The organism is Salinicoccus sediminis (assembly GCF_000986795.1).
Lineage (GTDB): Bacteria > Bacillota > Bacilli > Staphylococcales > Salinicoccaceae > Salinicoccus > Salinicoccus sediminis.
Genome location: NZ_LAYZ01000002.1, coordinates 55,464 through 73,743 on the forward strand (window position 1 = coordinate 55,464; position 18,280 = coordinate 73,743).

Consider the following 18,280-nt stretch of genomic DNA (forward strand, 5'->3'; position numbering starts at 1 on the left):
TCCTTAATTATTATAATGCAAACGTTTACAGAAATAAAGGGGGAATTTATAAAACTTTCCATTTGCCTTATTTTGATTGAGATTATATAATTATAGTCAAAGAAGGTCAAAAGAGGTGATGAAATGCGTAATATGTCGGACATCATCGAACAATATTTGAAACAGCTGATCCAGGATTCCGGCGGTGAGGTTGTTGAGATAAAACGGGCACATATTGCAGAAAAATTTGATTGCGTCCCATCCCAGCTGAACTATGTCATCAAGACCCGCTTCACAAATGAACACGGGTATACCGTGGAAAGCAAGCGCGGCGGCGGGGGGTATATAAGGATTACCAAAGTGGAGACCCATTCCAAGTCTGAATATCTTGCCCATCTGAAGAGACTCATCGGCGATGGTGTATCTGAACAGAATGCAAACCGTATCATCCAGTCCATGTTCGAAAATGAGGTCATAACCATCAAAGAGGCAAAGATCATAAACGCTGCAGTGGAACGTGAAACACTGATGCTGGAACTTCCATACCGTGACACATTAAGGGCGAGCATTCTGAGAAGAGTGATAGACGTTATTCTATACAGCGAGGAGTGAGCGGATGAAATGCGAATCATGCAATGTGCGTGAAGCGACCATCCACATTACAAAAGGCAGCGGATTGGACAAGTCGGAAAAGTTTTTGTGTGAACAGTGCGCAAATGCCTCCTTTGAAAGTGACTTCAGCTACCCGGATGATTCATTCAACATCCATCAGCTTCTGAAATCACTTTCCCAGCAGCAGACGACGCAGCAGAAGGAGAGGAAGCGCAAGGAATGTGAAACGTGCGGCTCGACCATCGACTCAATCGTCAAGAATGGAAAGTTCGGCTGCCCGGACTGCTATACCACATTTGACAGGCAGGTCCCCGAAATAATTACACGTGTCCAGGCGCATCAGACGGAGCATATCGGTAAAGTGCCGAAAAAATCCCGTTCGCAGATAAAGGTCAAAAAACAGATTGAGACGCTGAAGCAGAAACTGTCGGAACTTATAGAATCGCAGGAATTCGAGGAAGCGGCAGTCGTCCGTGATGAAATCAGGGAACTTGAGAAGGCAGGTGGAATGGATGGCGCAAAATAATGTGAGCCCCTGGATAGAAGAATCCGCCGAACTCCCTGTTGAAATGTCAGCAAGGGTGCGGCTTGCCAGGAATGTCAGGCATATCCCTTTCCCGCATATGGTGAGGGATGACGATGCACTGGATGCGGTCCTGAAAAAACTCAGTACAGCCTTTGATGACTATCAGAAAGTGTCGATGAACATGCTGAAGTTCGAAGACAAGGCGCTGCTTGTGGAAAAGCATCTGATCAGTCCGCTCTTTACCAGGCAGGGACTGCACAGTTTCATCAATGAGAATGAATCGGTTTCCATCATGATCAATGAAGAGGATCATATACGTATCCAGACGATGGGCGCGGGCGTGCCAATCCACGAACTCTACAAAGAAGCTGAAGAGATAGACGAATCCCTGGAAGACGTGGTGGACTATGCCTTCGATGAACACTTCGGCTACCTGACGGCCTGCCCGACCAACGTCGGCACCGGCATGCGGGCTTCTGTCATGCTCCATCTTCCCGCTCTTACACTGGGTAGGAAAATTGAACGGCTGTCAGGCAATTTAAACCGTTTCGGATTTACGTTAAGAGGTATATATGGAGAAGGGTCCGTTCCTCTCGGGCATATATATCAGCTGTCGAATCAGCTAACACTGGGACAGGCAGAGGAAGAGATTATCCAGAACCTGGATGAACTGAAGTCGCAGATCATCGAAGAAGAACTTGAGATGCGCTCGCGTCTTGAAAGCGAACATCTTCTTGAAGTGAAAGATTCGGTATCCCGTTCCTACGGGCTGCTGAAGCATGCATATAAGATGTCTCTTAAAGAAGCGGCGAAATGCCTGAGTGATGTCAAGCTGGGCATTGATCTTGGAGTCCTTGAGCATGACGGTTTCAAGTTCCAGAAATGGATTCAGCTGATCCAGCCGGCTTTTCTCAAAATGAGACTGAACGAACAGCACAAACACTATACATCTCTTGAACAGGCGGTCGATGAAGAACGTGCAACGCTTTTAAGAGAATTATCAGGAGGGAAATGAATATGCTATTTGGCAGACTGACAGAACGCGCACAGAAAGTGCTCGCATACGCGCAGGAAGAAGCAATCAACCTCAAACATTCGAATATTGGTACGGAGCACCTGCTTCTCGGTCTCGTAAAGGAGAACGAAGGTATCGCAGCGAAAGTGCTGGAATCATTCAATATTACAGAGGATAAAGTCAAAGAAGAGGTGTTCAACCTCATCAATGAAGGGTCGGAATCCTCCTCTTCCATCCATTACACGCCGAGGGCGAAAAAGGTCATCGAGCTTTCAATGGACGAAGCGAGAAAACTGCATCATAATTTCGTCGGTACGGAGCATCTGCTCCTCGGCCTGATCCGTGAAAGCGAAGGCGTGGCCGCCAGGGTATTATCCAACCTTGACCTGAATATAACCAAAGCGCGTGCTGCGGTGATCAAGATGCTCGGCAATCCGGAGGCGCTCCAACAGAAGGATAATATGAAGAAGGATCACAACACACCGACGCTGGATTCGCTCGCACGCGACCTCACACAGATTGCCCGTGATGACATGCTGGATCCGGTCATCGGGCGTTCAAGCGAAATCACACGGGTTATCGAAGTCCTGAGCAGAAGGACGAAGAACAACCCTGTGCTGATCGGTGAACCGGGTGTCGGTAAGACTGCGATTGCCGAAGGGCTTGCGCAGCAGATCGTCAAAAACGAAGTGCCTGAAACACTGAAGGACAAGCGTGTCATGTCACTCGACATGGGGACGGTCGTTGCGGGCACCAAGTACCGCGGTGAATTCGAAGAGCGTATGAAAAAGGTCATGGAGGAAATCCACAAGGCCGGCAACGTAGTGCTGTTCATCGATGAGCTGCATACACTGATCGGTGCCGGCGGAGCCGAGGGTGCAATCGATGCATCCAATATTCTCAAACCGGCACTTGCCCGCGGTGAAATGCAGTGTATCGGTGCGACGACGCTGGAAGAGTACCGCAAGCACATTGAGAAGGATGCGGCACTCGAACGCCGTTTCCAGCCGGTGCAGGTGGACGAGCCGAATGTGGAGGATGCCATCCTCATCCTGAAAGGTCTGCGCGACCGCTATGAGGCGCACCACAGGATCACAATCAGTGACGAAGCCGTGGAAGCTTCGGTTACGATGAGCGACCGTTATGTCCAGGACAGATACCTGCCGGACAAGGCGATCGACCTCATAGATGAAGCGTCTTCCAAAGTGAGGCTGAGGAGCTACACTTCTCCTCCGGATCTTAAAGATCTTGAAAATAAACTTGAGGAAGTCAAAAAAGAGAAGAACGCGGCGGTTCAAAGCCAGGAATTCGAAGCAGCGGCGAACTTCCGCGATCAGCAGACAAAACTTGAAAAAGAGCTCGAAGACCGTGAAGATGATTGGAAGAAAGAGCAGGGCCAGTCTTCACAGTCCGTGACGAGGGGCGATATCGAACTCGTCATCAGCGGCATCACGGGCATACCGCTCGCAAAGATTGCGGAAGAGGAGTCGGAAAAGCTGCTTAATCTGGAATCTATCCTCCACGACAGGGTGATCGGCCAGAATGATGCAGTGGAATCCATCTCCAAAGCGGTAAGGCGTGCCCGTGCCGGCCTCAAGAACCCTAAACGGCCGATCGGCAGCTTCATCTTCCTCGGGCCGACAGGTGTCGGTAAGACAGAGCTCGCCAGGGCACTGAGCGAGGCGATGTTTGGTGAAGAGGATGCGATGATCCGCGTTGATATGAGTGAGTACATGGAAAAACACTCCGTGTCGAGACTTGTCGGTTCACCTCCGGGCTACGTCGGCTATGATGACGGTGGCCAGCTCACCGAAAAGGTGAGAAGGAAACCTTATTCACTCATCCTTTTCGATGAAATCGAAAAAGCGCACCCCGATGTATTCAACATGCTGCTGCAGGTGCTTGATGACGGCCGGCTGACAGACTCCAACGGCCGCACAGTGGACTTCCGCAATACGATCATCGTCATGACGTCCAATATCGGGGCACAGGAGCTCAAAGATCAGAAGTTTGCCGGCTTCGGTACTACAGATAATGCAAGGGACTATGACACGATCAGAAACACGATGATGAAAGAGCTGAAAAACACATTCCGTCCGGAATTCATCAACCGTGTCGACGATACCATCGTCTTCCACAGCCTCGAGAAAGAACATCTGAAAGAAATCGTGACACTCATGATCGATCAACTGAAAACAAGGCTTGCGGGACAGGAAATCCATCTTGAAGTCACAGAAGCGGCGAAAGAAAAAATCGCCGACGACGGCTATGATCCGGAATATGGAGCAAGGCCGCTCGCACGCTCCATCCAGCGTCATATCGAGGACAGGCTGAGTGAATCCCTATTGTCCGGCGCGCAGCTGGAAGGAAGAGTAGTGACAATCGACTACAAAAATGATGAGTTTGATGTCAGCACAGACGAGAAGGAAAAAGTGGAAAAATAAATGAAGAAGTGGCGGCTCCCGATTTTGTGGGGGCCGCCACTTTTTAGTTTAGAGAGAGGATTTTCTGCGCAGTCTCATCATCGGTGACGAGCACATCGACAGCGCCGCTGAGCAGGCCGGACGTGAAACAATCGACCAGGTCGTAAAAACATACTTCCATTCATGGCATTCGTATCAATGCTTATCGGTATCATTACATTTATCGGCATCGGCGATCTTATTGCCAATGCAGGACAGATCGGCAGAGGCATGATTTCTCAGATTCCCTCCATGAATGGTATGAAAGTCGTTGCAACATCAGATCTACAGATTGATAATGTAGCCAGGGCGTATGAACTGGCCGGTGTCCCTCCTGAAGAAGTGGTGACCGCGGATACTCTCGAGAAGGCGGAACGGGCGGTGAAGGAGAACAAGAGTGTTGCAATGACAGATTCCGGTCTTCTGTGCCAGGTGGATGGTATAGATGTGATTGTTGATGCAACGGAGGTCCCGGAAGTCGGTACTTCAGTTGCCCTCGGGGCCATTGAGCATAAAAAGCACATCGTCATGCTGAATGTCGAAGCGGATATCACAGTCGGTGTCTATCTGAACAGTCTGGCAGAGGAGCAGGGCGTCGTCTATACGGGGTCTGCAGGTGATGAACCGGGAGCGATAATGGAACTGTACGATTTTGCCGATGCACTCGGATTTGAAGTGGTCGGGTTGGGTAAAGGAAAGAACAATCCGTTGAATACAGGTGCCACTCCTGACAGTGTGGCAGAGGCGGCAAGAAAGAAGAAATCCAATCCCAAAATGATCGCTTCATTCCAGGACGGCACCAAGACCATGGTGGAGATGAATGCGGCGGCAAACGCCACTGGGTTTCTGCCGGATAAGCCGGGAATGCATGGTTTTAAAGCCGGTGTCAAAGAACTTCCGGACATTTTCAGGCTCGAATCCGAAGGCGGACAGGTGAGGAATCATAAAATCGTCGACTTTGTACAGGGCATCGCACCCGGTGTATTCGCCATCATCTCATCAGAAAAAGAAGAAGTGAATGAAGAGATGAAATATTTGAGCATGGGGGAAGGGCCGAATTATGTGCTTTACAGGCCGTATCACCTAACAAGTCTCGAGACGCCCCTGTCAGTTGCGAAAGCTTATCTTCATAACACACCGACCAGTGCACCATACAAAGGGATGATTGCTGAGACAGCAACAGTCGCCAAAGTCGATCTGAAAGCGGGAGACAGCCTGGATACAATCGGAGGGTATACAATATACGGAAGAATCTACGATTATGAAGAGGCCAAATCCATGAATGCCCTGCCCATCGGACTTGTCAGCAATAAACTGATGCTGAAAAATGATGTCAAAAAAGGGGAGGCCATCACTTACAGTGACGTCGACCATGATGATTCCTCCCTCATATGGAATCTCAGAAAAAAACAGGATGCTATGCTTGAGCGATAAATTATGATATCTACTAGAATAACCACGGATTCGCGCACAGGGAGGTTCATGGTTTTTTGAAAAATAATATCTATATGGCCATCATTAAAAATGAGAAGGAGAAATGTAGCTTTCGGTTTAAAGTGAACAGCATTCATCTAAAAAAGGTTACAATGGAGGGAAAAGACAATGCAGATTGACAAAGAGCTGATGATGATTGGCATCGATTTTCAAACGAAGGAGGATATTTTGGAATCGATGGGCACAAGACTGCACGAGTTGGGATATGTCGAGGATGATTTCATAGAGAACGTCCTGGACCGAGAGGCGAATTTCCCCACAGGTCTCCCCGCTTCTCCCTACGCTGTTGCCATCCCGCATACTGATACCGATAAAGTAATCGAGCCCGGAATTGCTCTGGCGACATTAAAAGAACCGGTGCCATTTTCAAGTATGGGGAATGCGGAATTGGAGGTTGGTGTGAAAATAGTATTCATGCTTGCCGTTGATGCGCCCGGCGAACAGGTGACCACCCTGCAGAACCTTATAGAGATGGTGCAGGATGAAAAGGTTGTTTCGAATCTCGCCGCAGTACGGAGTATCGATGAGTGCAGCAAGGTGCTGGAGGATTTTAAAGCGCAGAAAAACTAAATCCAATTCGGATAAAGGGGGATGAGGGCTGTGCAGATTTTTGAACAGATAATGCAGTGGTTTCTTGATTTAGGGGCAAGTGTCATGCTCCCTATAATTTTTCTTGTTTTTGGATTGATACTGGGAGTGAAATTTGGAAAAGCGTTTAAAGCAGCTCTGACCATCGGTGTCGGCTTCATTGGACTTAACCTGGTGATCGGTCTCCTGACCGACAATCTTGGCCCTGCAGCTGAAGCGATGGTCGAGAACTACGGGTTGTCAATGCAGACCATAGATGTAGGATGGCCGGCTGCTGCCGCCATAGCATATGGCACCTTTTTGGGGAGTATGGCAATCATAGTCGGAATAGCAGTGAATGTTTTATTACTGGTGACGGGTATGACTAAGACCCTTAATGTTGATATATGGAACTTCTGGCATATCGCATTCTCAGGTTCCATTGTCTATGCTATTACCGGGAATTTTGCGCTGGGGATATTCACTATGGTCACACATTCGATGCTGATTTATTACTTGGGGGATATAAGTGCCAAATATGTGCAGAAATATTACGGCCTTGCCAATATGTCCTTTCCCCATGGCCTCTCGGTGGCAGGGCTTGTATTGGCGCTGCCGTTGAATTGGGTCTTTGACAGGATCCCCGGGTTGAATAAACTAAACCTCAGCCCTGAATCGATACAGAAGAGATTCGGAATTTTTGGTGATAATACAGTATTGGGCTTTTTCATAGGTATAATAATCGGTCTGCTTGCAAGCTATGGTGTAGGCGAAACATTGGGGCTTGGTGTGGCAACAGGTGCAGTGATGCTCCTTTTGCCAAGGATGGTGTCTCTTCTCATGGAAGGTCTTTCTCCAATATCTGAGGCGGCGACGGATTGGGTCAAGAAGAAGTTTCCCGGCAGAGAACTGTTCATCGGGATGGACAGCGCGCTGGCGGTGGGACATTCCTCGGTGCTGTCGGCCTCACTGCTGCTCGTTCCAATCACTATACTCCTGGCAGTGATTCTTCCGGGAAATACCACTCTGCCGCTCGGAGACCTGGCAACCATTCCTTTCATCATCTGTCTGATGGTGCCTGTTTTCAGAGGGGATATTTTCAGGAGTGTCATAGGAGGAGGAATCCTTCTTGCCGGCGCTTTGTATATTTCTTCATGGGCAACGCCGTTCATCACCGAAACAGCAAAATCAGCCAACTTTGATCTAGAGGGCAATACATCAATCACAGTGCTGAGTGACGGAGGTGCGTGGACAACCATCCTGTTCGGCGGACTGGGGGACCAGGCGGGCTGGATTGGCATCGGAATTGTATTTTTGATTACTTTAGTTCTGATAGTGTATAAGAGTAAAGTCAGTGACTTGAAAAAGGGACAGAAATCGTAAATTGTTAAGGAGGCGAAGAAAATGACGAAGAAACTTTTGATAATGTGCGGAACCGGTGTAGCGACTTCGACAGTGGTGACGGGGAAAATGAAAACATGGCTCGAAGAGAACGGCCTGGAGGATAAAGTCACACTACATCAGTCGAAGATAAGTGATGAGTTAAACCGTATCGATGACTATGATATCATCGTTTCCACGACTATCGTCCCGGATGACATCCGGGATAAAGTGATCGATGGTGTGCCACTGCTTACAGGAATGGGTTTAGATGAGATGTATGACAGGATAGAGGGAAAAATCAATCAATGAGCCGATACGGTGGTTGAACATACCGAAAACCGGCGGATGCATAATGCATCCGCCGGTTTTCATATTACTGTGAATATCCTGCTGTCATCCCCCGTCTTCCTCCAGCCTGACGAACCTGACGTGCTCGAGGAAGGTGCTGCTGGTATTTCCGGCTTCGTCTTTTTCGATCAGCCTGAGTTCCTGGCTGAATGTGTCCCCGACGGGGATGATCATCCTGCCTCCGGGTGCGAGCTGGCGGGTGAGTGTATCGGGGGTTTCAGGTGCGGCGGCTGTGACCATGATCCTGTCATACGGGGCGTGTGCTTCCCACCCGCGGCTGCCGTCGCCGAAATGGAAATGGACATTGGTATATCCTTCCGCGTGAAGCCTCTCCTTCGCCTGCTGATGGAGCGGCTCGATCCTTTCGACTGTATAGACGTCTTCTGAAAATTTTGCGAGAAGGGCGGTCTGGAAGCCGGATCCTGTGCCGATTTCCAGTACTTTGCTGTCATCCTCAAGCTCCAGGTGCAGCGTCATGTTCAATACGAGTGACGGCTGGGATATGGTCTGGCCGTGCCCGATGGAGAACGGCATGTCCATATTTGCGTCGTCTTTGTGTTCATCCATATATATGCTCCGGTCGAGATTCCGGAAGAATGATGTGATTTCATCTTTTGAATATTTCATGGAATGCTCACCTGCCTTTTTATGCCCATACCCGGATTATGGAGGGGTTATACGGTATGAATAGGAACATGCGGGTATTCTCTTGAACTTCATTGATAATTTTCCGGGCTGCGGGGAATATTATCCCTGTGCAGGGGGGTCCAAGCTTTAAAATTACATTAAATAGTAATACAATAGTAACGATAAACAAAAATAAAATAGGAGGAATAGTGCCTGATGGCTAAAGCGAAAAATGTATTCGAATGTATGGCCTGCGGATATGAGTCTCCGAAATGGGCAGGGAAATGTCCGAACTGCGGCGCATGGAACCAGATGGAGGAGAAGCTGGTCCATAAAGAGACTACGGGCAGGGGGACATTCGGCAAACCTGAAAAGCAGGAGCGGCAGCGGAGCCGCAAGCTGGACCGTGTCAAAAAGAGCCACACTCCCAGGACGCTGACACAGAGCGGGGAATTGGACCGCGTGCTCGGCGGCGGCATCGTGGATGGTTCACTGATCCTCATCGGCGGGGATCCGGGAATAGGGAAGTCGACGATCCTGCTGCAGACGGCCCTGAAATTGTCGGAAGAACATGAAGTGCTCTATGTTTCCGGTGAGGAATCACTCGAGCAGATAAAACTGCGTGCGGACCGGCTGCTTGAAGCGAGCGACAATCTGAATGTATACAGCGAAACGAATCTCTTCCATATCCACGATGAAATCAAGAACACCAAACCTGATTTCCTCATCATAGACTCCATCCAAACCATCTTCCATCCGGATGTCACAAGTGCACCGGGCAGTGTCTCACAGGTGCGTGAATGCACCCAAAGTCTCATGAACATCGCGAAAAGCGGCAATATCGCTACATTCATCGTCGGCCATGTGACGAAGGAAGGTCAGATTGCAGGTCCGAGGATGCTTGAGCACATGGTGGATACGGTCCTTTATTTCGAAGGGGACCAGCATCATACCTACCGCATCCTGAGGGCGGTCAAAAACCGCTTCGGTTCAACAAACGAAATGGGCATGTTCGAAATGAAGAACGTGGGTCTCACTGAAGTGTTGAACCCGTCGGAGATCTTTCTGGAGGAGCGTTCCAAAAACGTCCCCGGTTCGGCGATCGTTGCGACCATGGAAGGGACGCGTGCGATGCTCGTTGAAGTGCAGGCGCTCGTTACACCGACGCATTTCCACAATCCGAGACGGATGGCAACTGGCATAGACCACAACCGCCTGTCGCTCCTCATGGCGGTGCTCGAGAAAAGTGAAGGGCTGCTCATGCAGCAGCACGATGCCTACATCAAAGTGGCCGGCGGCGGGAAACTGGAAGAGCCGGCGGTGGATCTGAGCATCATCGTGAGCATCGCTTCGAGCTTCAAGGGTTCGGCGGTACGCGGTGATGACTGTTTCATCGGTGAGGTCGGCCTGACGGGAGAAGTGAGGCGGGTCACGAAAATCGACCAGCGGCTCATGGAAGCAGCCAAGCTCGGTTTCAGGCGCGCCATCATCCCGGCTTCGAACATGAAGGGCATCGAGGTGCCGGAAGGCATTGAAGTCATCGGTGCCCGGACATTGAAAGATGCCCTGAAAGCTGCTGTCAAATAAGAAGACAAGGAGGTTAGGCCGCTATGCTGAAATATCTGTTATATGTTCTTTATTTCCTCATTGGGATTTCGCTCGGGGTCTGGCTGTTCCCGGAACTGGCCCAGGCGCTGCCGGTGGCGGTGCCCGCCATCGTCGGCAACGTCCTCGTATACGGCGTGCTGGGCGGTTTGCTGTTCCTCGGGCTGTTCCTGTGGACCGTGCCGAAATTCGAGTCGCTCATAAGGAAGGGCGAGGGACTGATCATGAACCGCAACCTTTCGGAAATCGTATTTGCCACTCTGGGAATGATCATAGGACTTTTAATTGCTGTCTTAATTTCATTGTTGATCAACACTATGGACATTCCCATTTTCGGTGATATCATCCCGTTCGTCCTTGCGGTCGTCCTGGGCTATCTCGGGTTCCAGATCGGTCTCAAGAAATTCAGTGAAGTGCTGGAGCTGTTTCCGAAAGGCGGCACCTCGAAAGATGCCGGAGAAGCAGCACGGGGGCAGAAGAAATTTCTTGATACCAGCGCAATCATAGATGGTAGAATAGTGGATGTATTGAAAACAGGATTCGTTGAAGGGGAGCTCATCATCCCGCAGTTTGTGCTCGATGAGCTGCAGCTCATCGCGGATGCGACGGACCCGATCAAACGGGACAAGGGCAAAAGGGGCCTGGATATGCTCAATGCGTTGCAGGAACTGAGCAAAAGCGTTAATATTATGCCGGTTGCCTACGAAAAACTTGATGTGGACCACCAGCTGATAGAACTGGCCAAAGAGGAGAATGGCGCTGTTGTCACCACAGATTACAATCTCAACAAGATCTGCCAGCTCCATCAGATCAAAGTGCTCAATGTCAATGAACTCTCGGACGCCATCAAGATGGTCGTCATCCAGGGGGATACATTCGATCTTCTCGTCTCGAAAGCCGGCAAAGAGGAAAACCAGGGTGTCGGCTACCTCGAAGATGGTACAATGGTAGTTGTAGAAAACGGCAGGAAATTGATAAACCAGACGATAAAAGTAGAAGTGACAAGTGTTCTCCAAACCAACTCAGGGAGAATAATCTTTTCAAAGAAAGTGAGCTAAATATGGGATATGTTGCAGTAATACCAGCCGCGGGCCTCGGCAAGCGGATGGGTTATGATTATAATAAAGTCTTCATCCAGATCAATGAAATGGCGATCATACAGATGACGATTGAACAATTTGAAAAGGACAGGAACTGTGACGCCATCTATCTTGCGGCCAGGAAAGAAGAGATGGACAGCATGATCGACCTGTTCTCCTCGTCGCACAAAGTAAAAGGTGTGTTCGAAGGCGGGAACGAGCGGCAGCACAGCATCTTCAACGTTCTGAAAAATATCCCCGAGTGCGAGTATGTGCTCATCCACGACGGGGCGCGGCCGTTTGTCTCACAGGATATACTTTTTGAACTGTATGAGAACGTCAAGCATAAGTCTGCTGTGATCTGCGGTGTGAAGGTGAAGGATACCATCAAGAGGATTGAAGACGGCAAAGTCAAAGAGACCGTCCCCCGGGACGAACTTTTCGTGACGCATACTCCCCAGGCATTTAGCTACGACCTCATCATGAGGGCCTACAGTGAAGCGGAAAAGAATAATCTGAGTGTGACGGATGATGCGGGCATGGTGGAATCGCTGGGCGAGGACGTCCATGTCGTCACATCGAATTACGACAATATAAAAATCACTACCATGGAGGATCTGATCATGGCGGAAGCAATCATAAAAAGAATGGTGGATCATCATGTTTAGAATCGGGCACGGTTTTGACGTCCATGCTTTCGAGCCGGGCAGGCCGCTCATCATCGGCGGCATTGAAATTCCGCACGACATGGGCCTGAGGGGGCATTCGGATGCGGATGTCCTGCTGCATACGATGGCGGACGCGATACTCGGGGCACTCGCACTCGGTGATATCGGCAAGTTCTTCCCCGACACTGATGAAGCGTACAAGGATATGGATTCCAAAGTGCTGCTTGCGGAAGTCGTGGATATGATGGAGGAAAAAGGCTACAGGGTCGGTAACATCGATGCTGTGATCATGGCGGAAAAACCGAAGTTCAGACCTCATATAGACGACATGCGTGAAGTGTCCGCCGCCCTTTTGAAGACGGACGCCGGCAATGTTAACATTAAGGCGACGACTACAGAAAAACTCGGATTTACCGGCAGAGGAGAGGGCATCGCAAGCGAAGCGGTGGTCCTACTTGAAAAAATGGAGGAATCATAATGGATAAAGTCAGAGTAAGATATGCACCCAGCCCCACTGGATATCTGCACATCGGCAATGCAAGATCCGCGCTGTTCAACTACCTGTTCGCGCGTCACTACGGCGGGGATTTCATCATCCGCATCGAGGACACCGACAAGGCAAGGAACGTGGAGACCGGCGAAGAGTCGCAGCTGCACTATCTGAAGTGGCTCGGTCTCGAATGGGATGAAAGTGTCGACCGGGACGGGGGCTACGGACCGTACCGCCAGTCTGAACGCGGACACATCTACGACCCGCTCGTCCAGCAGCTGCTGGATGAAAACAAGGCATACCGCTGCTATATGACGTCCGAAGAGCTGGAAACGGAGCGTGAAGCGCAGATCGCCCGCGGTGAGATGCCGCGTTACGGCGGACAGCATGCCAATCTGAGCAAGGAAGAGGAAGAGGCGCTGATCGCAGAAGGCAGGCAGCCGAGCATCAGGCTCCGCGTGCCCCGGGACAAGACCTACACATTCGACGATATTGTCAAAGGCGATGTGTCGTTTGAATCGAACGGCATCGGCGACTGGGTCATTGTGAAGAAGGACGGCGTGCCGACATACAACTTCGCCGTTGTCGTGGACGATCATTCCATGGAGATTTCCCATGTCCTCCGCGGCGATGATCATATTTCCAATACACCGAAGCAGCAGATGGTCTATGAGGCATTTGGCTGGAAGGAGCCGAAGTTCGGACACATGACGCTCATCGTCAATGAGGATAAGAAGAAACTGTCCAAGCGTGACGGTTCAATCATCCAGTTCATCGAGCAGTACAAAGATCTCGGCTACCTTCCGGAAGCACTGTTCAATTTCATTGCGCTGCTTGGCTGGACACCTGAAGGGGAGGAGGAAATCTTCTCCAAGAAGGAATTCATCGAGCTGTTCGACGAAAAGCGCCTGTCCAAATCTCCGGCGTTTTTCGACAAGCAGAAGCTGACATGGATCAATAACCAGTACATGAAGGAAAAGGATACGGAAACTGTGTTCGAGATGGCGCTGCCGCACCTCGTCCAGGAGGGGCTCGTTGCGGAGAATGCTTCGGATGAGGAGCTGGACTGGGCGCGTAAACTGGTCGCCCTCTATCAGGAGCAGATGAGTTTTGCCGGGGAGATCACGACGCTCTCCGAACAGTTCTTCAAGGAGGACATCGAGTTTGACGAAGATGCCAATGCAGTGATTTCTGATGAGCATATACCGGAACTGATGACAGCACTGCATGCCCGTTTCAGTGAACTTGAGGACTTCTCGCCCGAAGCAATTAAGGCTGCAATCAAGGATGTCCAGAAGTCGACAGGCTACAAGGGCAAGAAACTCTTCATGCCGATCCGCGTGGCGGTAACCGGTCAGACAAGAGGGCCTGAGCTTCCGGATACGATCTCGCTGCTTGGCAAAGAGAAAGTGATGGCGCGCATCGCAAAACTGAAATAGGCGGGCAAACACCTTGCAAGCGCGGGGCTTATGCCTTATGATTAAGACGATATGGGGACCATGAGTATGGTCGGCGGCGGAAATCAGAGATCATCCGGGAGCTGGGAGGATGACCGGCCGCTGATCAGAATTGCACCCTGTATGCAATTTCATAATTTTAAAGTGCGGATTGTCTTTTCAGTCTGCAAACAGAGTGGAACCGTGCAGATTGCGCCTCTGTCCCATCATCGGGACAGGGGCTTTTTATATGCGGTATCAATACAGGAGGGATGAATGGTGTTTCGGAGAATTAAGGAAGATATCGACATGGTGCTTGAGTTGGATCCGGCGGCAAAAAACCGTCTTGAAGTATTCTTTACGTATTCCGGCCTTCATGCAGTGTGGTCGCATCTGCTGGCTCATCGGCTCTACAGGAAAAACTTTACGACGAGCGCGCGTATCATTTCACAGGTGAGCCGGTTTGTCACGGGCATTGAAATTCATCCCGGGGCCCAGGTCGGCAGGAGGCTTTTCATAGACCACGGCATGGGTACGGTGATCGGTGAAACATGCCGGATCGGCAATAACGTGACGATATACCAGGGAGTAACGCTCGGCGGTACGGGTAAAGAAGAAAAGAAAAGGCATCCTGATGTGGACGATAACGTGCTTATCGCCGCGGGCGCGAAAGTGCTCGGCAACATCAGAATCCACGAGAACTCGAAAGTGGGGGCGAACTCCGTAGTGCTCTATGATGTGCCGCAGGATTCGACGGTCGTCGGCATACCGGGGCATGTAGTCAAACAGGCCGGGGAAAAAGTGAAGAATGCACGGGATCTCAACCAGACCGATCTCCCCGATCCTATACTGGATATGATCCTGGGGCTGGAAGATGAAATCAAGGACTTTAGAAGTGAAGTCAGAAACGAGGTAGAGAATGGTTCGCATATATAACTCTTTAACAAGGCGTAAGGAAGACTTCAGGCCGATCGAGGACGGCAAAGTGAAAATGTATGTGTGTGGTCCGACGGTCTATAACTATATCCACATCGGCAATGCGCGGCCGGCCATCGCATTTGATACGGTGCGGCGGTATCTGGAGCATAAGGGATACGATGTGAACTACGTCTCCAATTTCACTGACGTGGACGACAAGCTGATCCGGGCTTCGATGGAACTTAAGGAGGAGGTCCCCGCCATTGCAGACCGTTTCATCGATGCATTTTTCGAAGATACGGGTGCGCTTAATGTGAAACAGGCGACTGAACACCCGCGGGTGATGGATCATATGGATGACATCATCGAATTCATCAAGGTGCTCGTCGACAAGGGGCATGCATATGAGTCGGAAGGGGATGTCTATTTCAAAACGCGCTCATTCGATGAATACGGCAAGCTGTCCCACCAGTCGGTGGACGACCTCAAAGTCGGGGCACGTATCGAATCCGGCGAGAAGAAGGAGGATCCGCTCGATTTCGTCCTGTGGAAACAGGCCAAGGAAGGTGAGATTAAGTGGGGCTCGCCCTGGGGTGAAGGACGCCCGGGCTGGCACATCGAGTGCAGTGTCATGGCCCGCCACCATCTTGGTGACACAATCGACATCCATGCGGGCGGCCAGGACCTGACTTTCCCGCACCATGAAAATGAAATTGCCCAGAGTGAGTGCATGACGGATGCGACATTTTCGAACTACTGGATGCATAACGGCTACATCAACATTGATAATGAAAAGATGTCCAAATCACTCGGGAACTTCATCCTTGTGCACGACATCATCAGGGAAATCGATCCGAATGTGCTCAGGTTCTTCATGATCAGCGTGCATTACCGCAACCCGATCAACTACAACCGTGAGCTTGTCGAAGCGGCGGCAGCAGGGCTCGAGCGCATCCAGTCAAGTTACGCGCAGGCGAAGGAGCGCCTTGAAACATCCGTCGGCAGTGGAGACGGCGGAATCTATCTGAGTGTAGTAGAGGAGAAGATCGCCTCATTTGAGCGTCACATGGACGATGATTTCAACACGGCGAATGCAATCACCGTGTGGCATGAACTTGCCACGGAACTCAACAAATATATGCGCGGCAGCACGACGGACAAGGAAGTGCTGGAAGCGTTCATAGAAGCATTTGATGTATTCAGCGAAGTGCTCGGAGTGAAGCTCGTGCGTGAAGAGATACTGCTGGATGAGGAAATCGAGGCGCTGATCGAAGAGCGCGATGCCGCACGGGCAAACCGGGACTTTGCGCGCGCGGATGAAATCCGCGATTCTTTGAAGGCAGAGGGCATCGTGCTCGAAGACACCAGGGAAGGAGTGCGTTTCAAACGTGGCTAGGTTCACCCTTGAGGACGTCCCGTCCCTGTCGCTCGCCTTTTTGGGGGATGCGGTGTATGCCGTGTACATCCGCACGTCCCTGATAAAGGAAAAGCCGTATCTGAAACCGGACCAGCTGCACAGGGAGGCGAATCTACTTGTCAGTGCGCGTGCGCAGTCGGAGGCGCTGCTTCACCTGAAAAACTCAGGTGTACTGACGGCTGACGAATGGGATGTGGCCAAACGCGCGCGGAACAAATCCAGCGCGACCCGTGCCAAAAATGCCACGATCAAAGAATACCGGAATGCATCGGGGATAGAGGCGCTGGTCGGCTGGCTCGAACTTCACGGAGCACAGGAGCGCATAGGGATCCTGATGGAGGAAATCATAGAAAGAGGGAGGGATGACGATGAGTGATTCCGTAATCGCCGGACGCCACGCTGTCAAGGAGGCGCTCCAGAGCGGCGCAGACATCAACAAAGTGATGATACAGGATTCAATCAACAAAGGACAGATCCGGGAAATACTGGACGCTGCCAAAAAACGTAAGATTGTCGTCCAGGCGGTACCGAAGAACAAGATTGACGGGCTGACGGAGGAGCGCCACCAGGGCGTGGTCGCCCTGGCAAGCGCTCATGAATACATGCTGCTTGAAACGCTTCTCGGCAATATTGAAGGCAGGCGGGCGAACCTGATCATCCTGGACGGGCTCGAGGATCCGCATAATCTGGGGTCGATTCTCAGGACGTGTGACGCCACCGGTTTTGATGGTGTGATCATCCCGAACCGCAGATCGGTACAGCTGACGGATACAGTCGCCAAGACTTCGACCGGTGCGATTGAACACGTGCCCGTAGTCAGGGTGACGAATATCAACCAGACGATAGATACACTGAAGGAAAAGGGATTCTGGATTGCCGGCAGTGACGGCAGAGGGAAGATGGATTTCCGTGAGTTTGCCGCCGATGTGAACACCGCCCTGGTCATCGGCAGTGAAGGCAGGGGAATCAGTAAAAAGACGCTGGAAAAATGCGATTTCATCGTCAGGATTCCAATGGTGGGGCATATTACCAGTCTGAATGCATCGGTCTCCGCAGCACTTCTGATGTATGAAGTGTACCGCAAGCAGAACCCCGCCGGAAGCGAATAGCCATGAAGCGGAAAAAGCGGCGGCTGCTCGTTGTGGACGGCTACAACCTGATCGGGGCGAACAGCGAGCTTCACCGCGAATCTCTTCACTCAATGATCGTCCCCAGGGAAAAGGTGCTGGCTGCACTGAGTGAATACCAGTCGGTCGTAAGCTACGAAATCATCTGTGTATTTGATGCCTACGAAGTAAAGTCTAAAGAGAGCATATATGATTTTCACGGGGTCACTGTAATATATACGAGGGAAAAGGAGACGGCCGATGAGTATATAGAGCGGTTTGTCCATGACAACTACCATCCGCATCTTTGCGAAATCAGCGTTGTCACGAGCGATCTCACGGAACAGAATGCTATATTCGCCCTCGGCGCCTACAGGATCTCTTCGCGTGAAATGTGGATTTCACTGTCGGAGGCGGAAAAGAATATCAGCAGGAAAGTGGATGCGATTAATGAAAAAATGCCCAGACAGAAAATAGATATCGGCGAGGATATCCACGCAAAACTTGAAAAATGGCGGCGCGGCCGTTTCTGACATATTGAATTAAAA

Annotated in this window: 19 protein-coding genes and 1 pseudogene; 19 read left to right on the top strand and 1 reads right to left on the bottom strand. The window is 50.7% G+C overall.

Annotated elements, in window-relative coordinates:
- Positions 1-123: 123 nt before the first annotated feature.
- The 9 genes and pseudogenes from WN59_RS04090 (at position 124) to WN59_RS04125 (ending at position 8,347) form a co-directional block, all read left to right on the top strand.
- Entirely contained in the window at positions 124-591 is a 468-nt protein-coding gene (locus WN59_RS04090; protein WP_046513063.1) for a CtsR family transcriptional regulator, read from the top strand.
- Positions 592-595: 4 nt separating this feature from the next.
- Entirely contained in the window at positions 596-1,117 is a 522-nt protein-coding gene (locus tag WN59_RS04095; protein ID WP_046513066.1) for a UvrB/UvrC motif-containing protein, read from the top strand.
- Positions 1,104-2,132: a protein arginine kinase gene (locus WN59_RS04100; protein WP_046513069.1), complete on the top strand. Its 1,029-nt coding sequence runs from the start codon at positions 1,104-1,106 to the stop codon at positions 2,130-2,132. The genes WN59_RS04095 and WN59_RS04100 overlap by 14 nt, the downstream gene beginning before the upstream one ends.
- 2 nt (positions 2,133-2,134) lie before the next feature.
- A complete protein-coding gene (locus WN59_RS04105) occupies positions 2,135-4,576 on the top strand; it encodes an ATP-dependent Clp protease ATP-binding subunit (RefSeq protein ID WP_046513072.1) in 2,442 nt (813 codons plus the stop codon).
- Between the two features lie 112 nt (positions 4,577-4,688).
- Positions 4,689-4,804 (top strand): annotated as a pseudogene (locus tag WN59_RS13940) (PTS glucitol/sorbitol transporter subunit IIB); the annotation flags it as partial.
- A gap of 9 nt (positions 4,805-4,813) precedes the next feature.
- Complete coding sequence (locus WN59_RS04110) at positions 4,814-6,028, top strand: NAD(P)H-dependent oxidoreductase (protein WP_408005393.1); 1,215 nt, start codon at positions 4,814-4,816, stop codon at positions 6,026-6,028.
- 168 nt (positions 6,029-6,196) lie between these two features.
- Positions 6,197-6,658, top strand: a complete 462-nt coding sequence (locus WN59_RS04115) for a PTS sugar transporter subunit IIA (protein ID WP_046513078.1) — start codon at positions 6,197-6,199, stop codon at positions 6,656-6,658.
- Between the two features lie 51 nt (positions 6,659-6,709).
- Positions 6,710-8,038: a PTS galactitol transporter subunit IIC gene (locus WN59_RS04120; protein WP_269430681.1), complete on the top strand. Its 1,329-nt coding sequence runs from the start codon at positions 6,710-6,712 to the stop codon at positions 8,036-8,038.
- A 21-nt stretch (positions 8,039-8,059) separates the two neighbouring features.
- Entirely contained in the window at positions 8,060-8,347 is a 288-nt protein-coding gene (locus WN59_RS04125; protein ID WP_046513085.1) for a PTS sugar transporter subunit IIB, read from the top strand.
- Positions 8,348-8,431: 84 nt separating this feature from the next.
- Here the strand turns inward: WN59_RS04125 and WN59_RS04130 are convergent, their stop codons facing one another.
- Positions 8,432-9,013 carry a protein-L-isoaspartate(D-aspartate) O-methyltransferase gene (locus tag WN59_RS04130; RefSeq protein ID WP_082099146.1) on the bottom strand — a complete coding sequence of 194 codons (582 nt, stop codon included), beginning with the start codon at positions 9,011-9,013 and terminating at the stop codon, positions 8,432-8,434.
- Between the two features lie 246 nt (positions 9,014-9,259).
- Between WN59_RS04130 and radA the strand changes: the two genes are divergently transcribed.
- From radA to WN59_RS04185, 10 genes are all read left to right on the top strand, one after another.
- Complete coding sequence (radA, locus tag WN59_RS04135; RefSeq protein WP_408005394.1) at positions 9,260-10,600, top strand: DNA repair protein RadA; 1,341 nt, start codon at positions 9,260-9,262, stop codon at positions 10,598-10,600.
- 23 nt (positions 10,601-10,623) lie between these two features.
- Positions 10,624-11,676, top strand: a complete 1,053-nt coding sequence (locus WN59_RS04140; protein ID WP_046513091.1) for a PIN/TRAM domain-containing protein — start codon at positions 10,624-10,626, stop codon at positions 11,674-11,676.
- 2 nt (positions 11,677-11,678) lie between these two features.
- Positions 11,679-12,365 carry a 2-C-methyl-D-erythritol 4-phosphate cytidylyltransferase gene (gene ispD, locus WN59_RS04145; RefSeq protein ID WP_046513093.1) on the top strand — a complete coding sequence of 229 codons (687 nt, stop codon included), beginning with the start codon at positions 11,679-11,681 and terminating at the stop codon, positions 12,363-12,365.
- Positions 12,358-12,843 (top strand): 2-C-methyl-D-erythritol 2,4-cyclodiphosphate synthase, encoded by a 486-nt coding sequence (gene ispF, locus WN59_RS04150; RefSeq protein WP_046513097.1) that lies wholly within the window; start codon positions 12,358-12,360, stop codon positions 12,841-12,843. Before ispD ends, ispF begins: the two co-directional genes overlap by 8 nt.
- Entirely contained in the window at positions 12,840-14,294 is a 1,455-nt protein-coding gene (gene gltX / locus WN59_RS04155; RefSeq protein ID WP_269430682.1) for a glutamate--tRNA ligase, read from the top strand. Before ispF ends, gltX begins: the two co-directional genes overlap by 4 nt.
- A gap of 276 nt (positions 14,295-14,570) precedes the next feature.
- Positions 14,571-15,227, top strand: coding sequence for a serine O-acetyltransferase (gene cysE / locus WN59_RS04165; RefSeq protein WP_046514295.1), 657 nt, complete (start codon positions 14,571-14,573; stop codon positions 15,225-15,227).
- Positions 15,211-16,605, top strand: a complete 1,395-nt coding sequence (cysS, locus tag WN59_RS04170) for a cysteine--tRNA ligase (RefSeq protein ID WP_046513110.1) — start codon at positions 15,211-15,213, stop codon at positions 16,603-16,605. The genes cysE and cysS overlap by 17 nt, the downstream gene beginning before the upstream one ends.
- Positions 16,598-17,002, top strand: a complete 405-nt coding sequence (locus tag WN59_RS04175) for a Mini-ribonuclease 3 (protein WP_046513114.1) — start codon at positions 16,598-16,600, stop codon at positions 17,000-17,002. The genes cysS and WN59_RS04175 overlap by 8 nt, the downstream gene beginning before the upstream one ends.
- A complete protein-coding gene (rlmB, locus tag WN59_RS04180; RefSeq protein ID WP_046513118.1) occupies positions 16,995-17,735 on the top strand; it encodes a 23S rRNA (guanosine(2251)-2'-O)-methyltransferase RlmB in 741 nt (246 codons plus the stop codon). The genes WN59_RS04175 and rlmB overlap by 8 nt, the downstream gene beginning before the upstream one ends.
- 2 nt (positions 17,736-17,737) lie before the next feature.
- Positions 17,738-18,265 carry an NYN domain-containing protein gene (locus WN59_RS04185; RefSeq protein ID WP_046513121.1) on the top strand — a complete coding sequence of 176 codons (528 nt, stop codon included), beginning with the start codon at positions 17,738-17,740 and terminating at the stop codon, positions 18,263-18,265.
- Positions 18,266-18,280 lie beyond the last annotated feature (15 nt).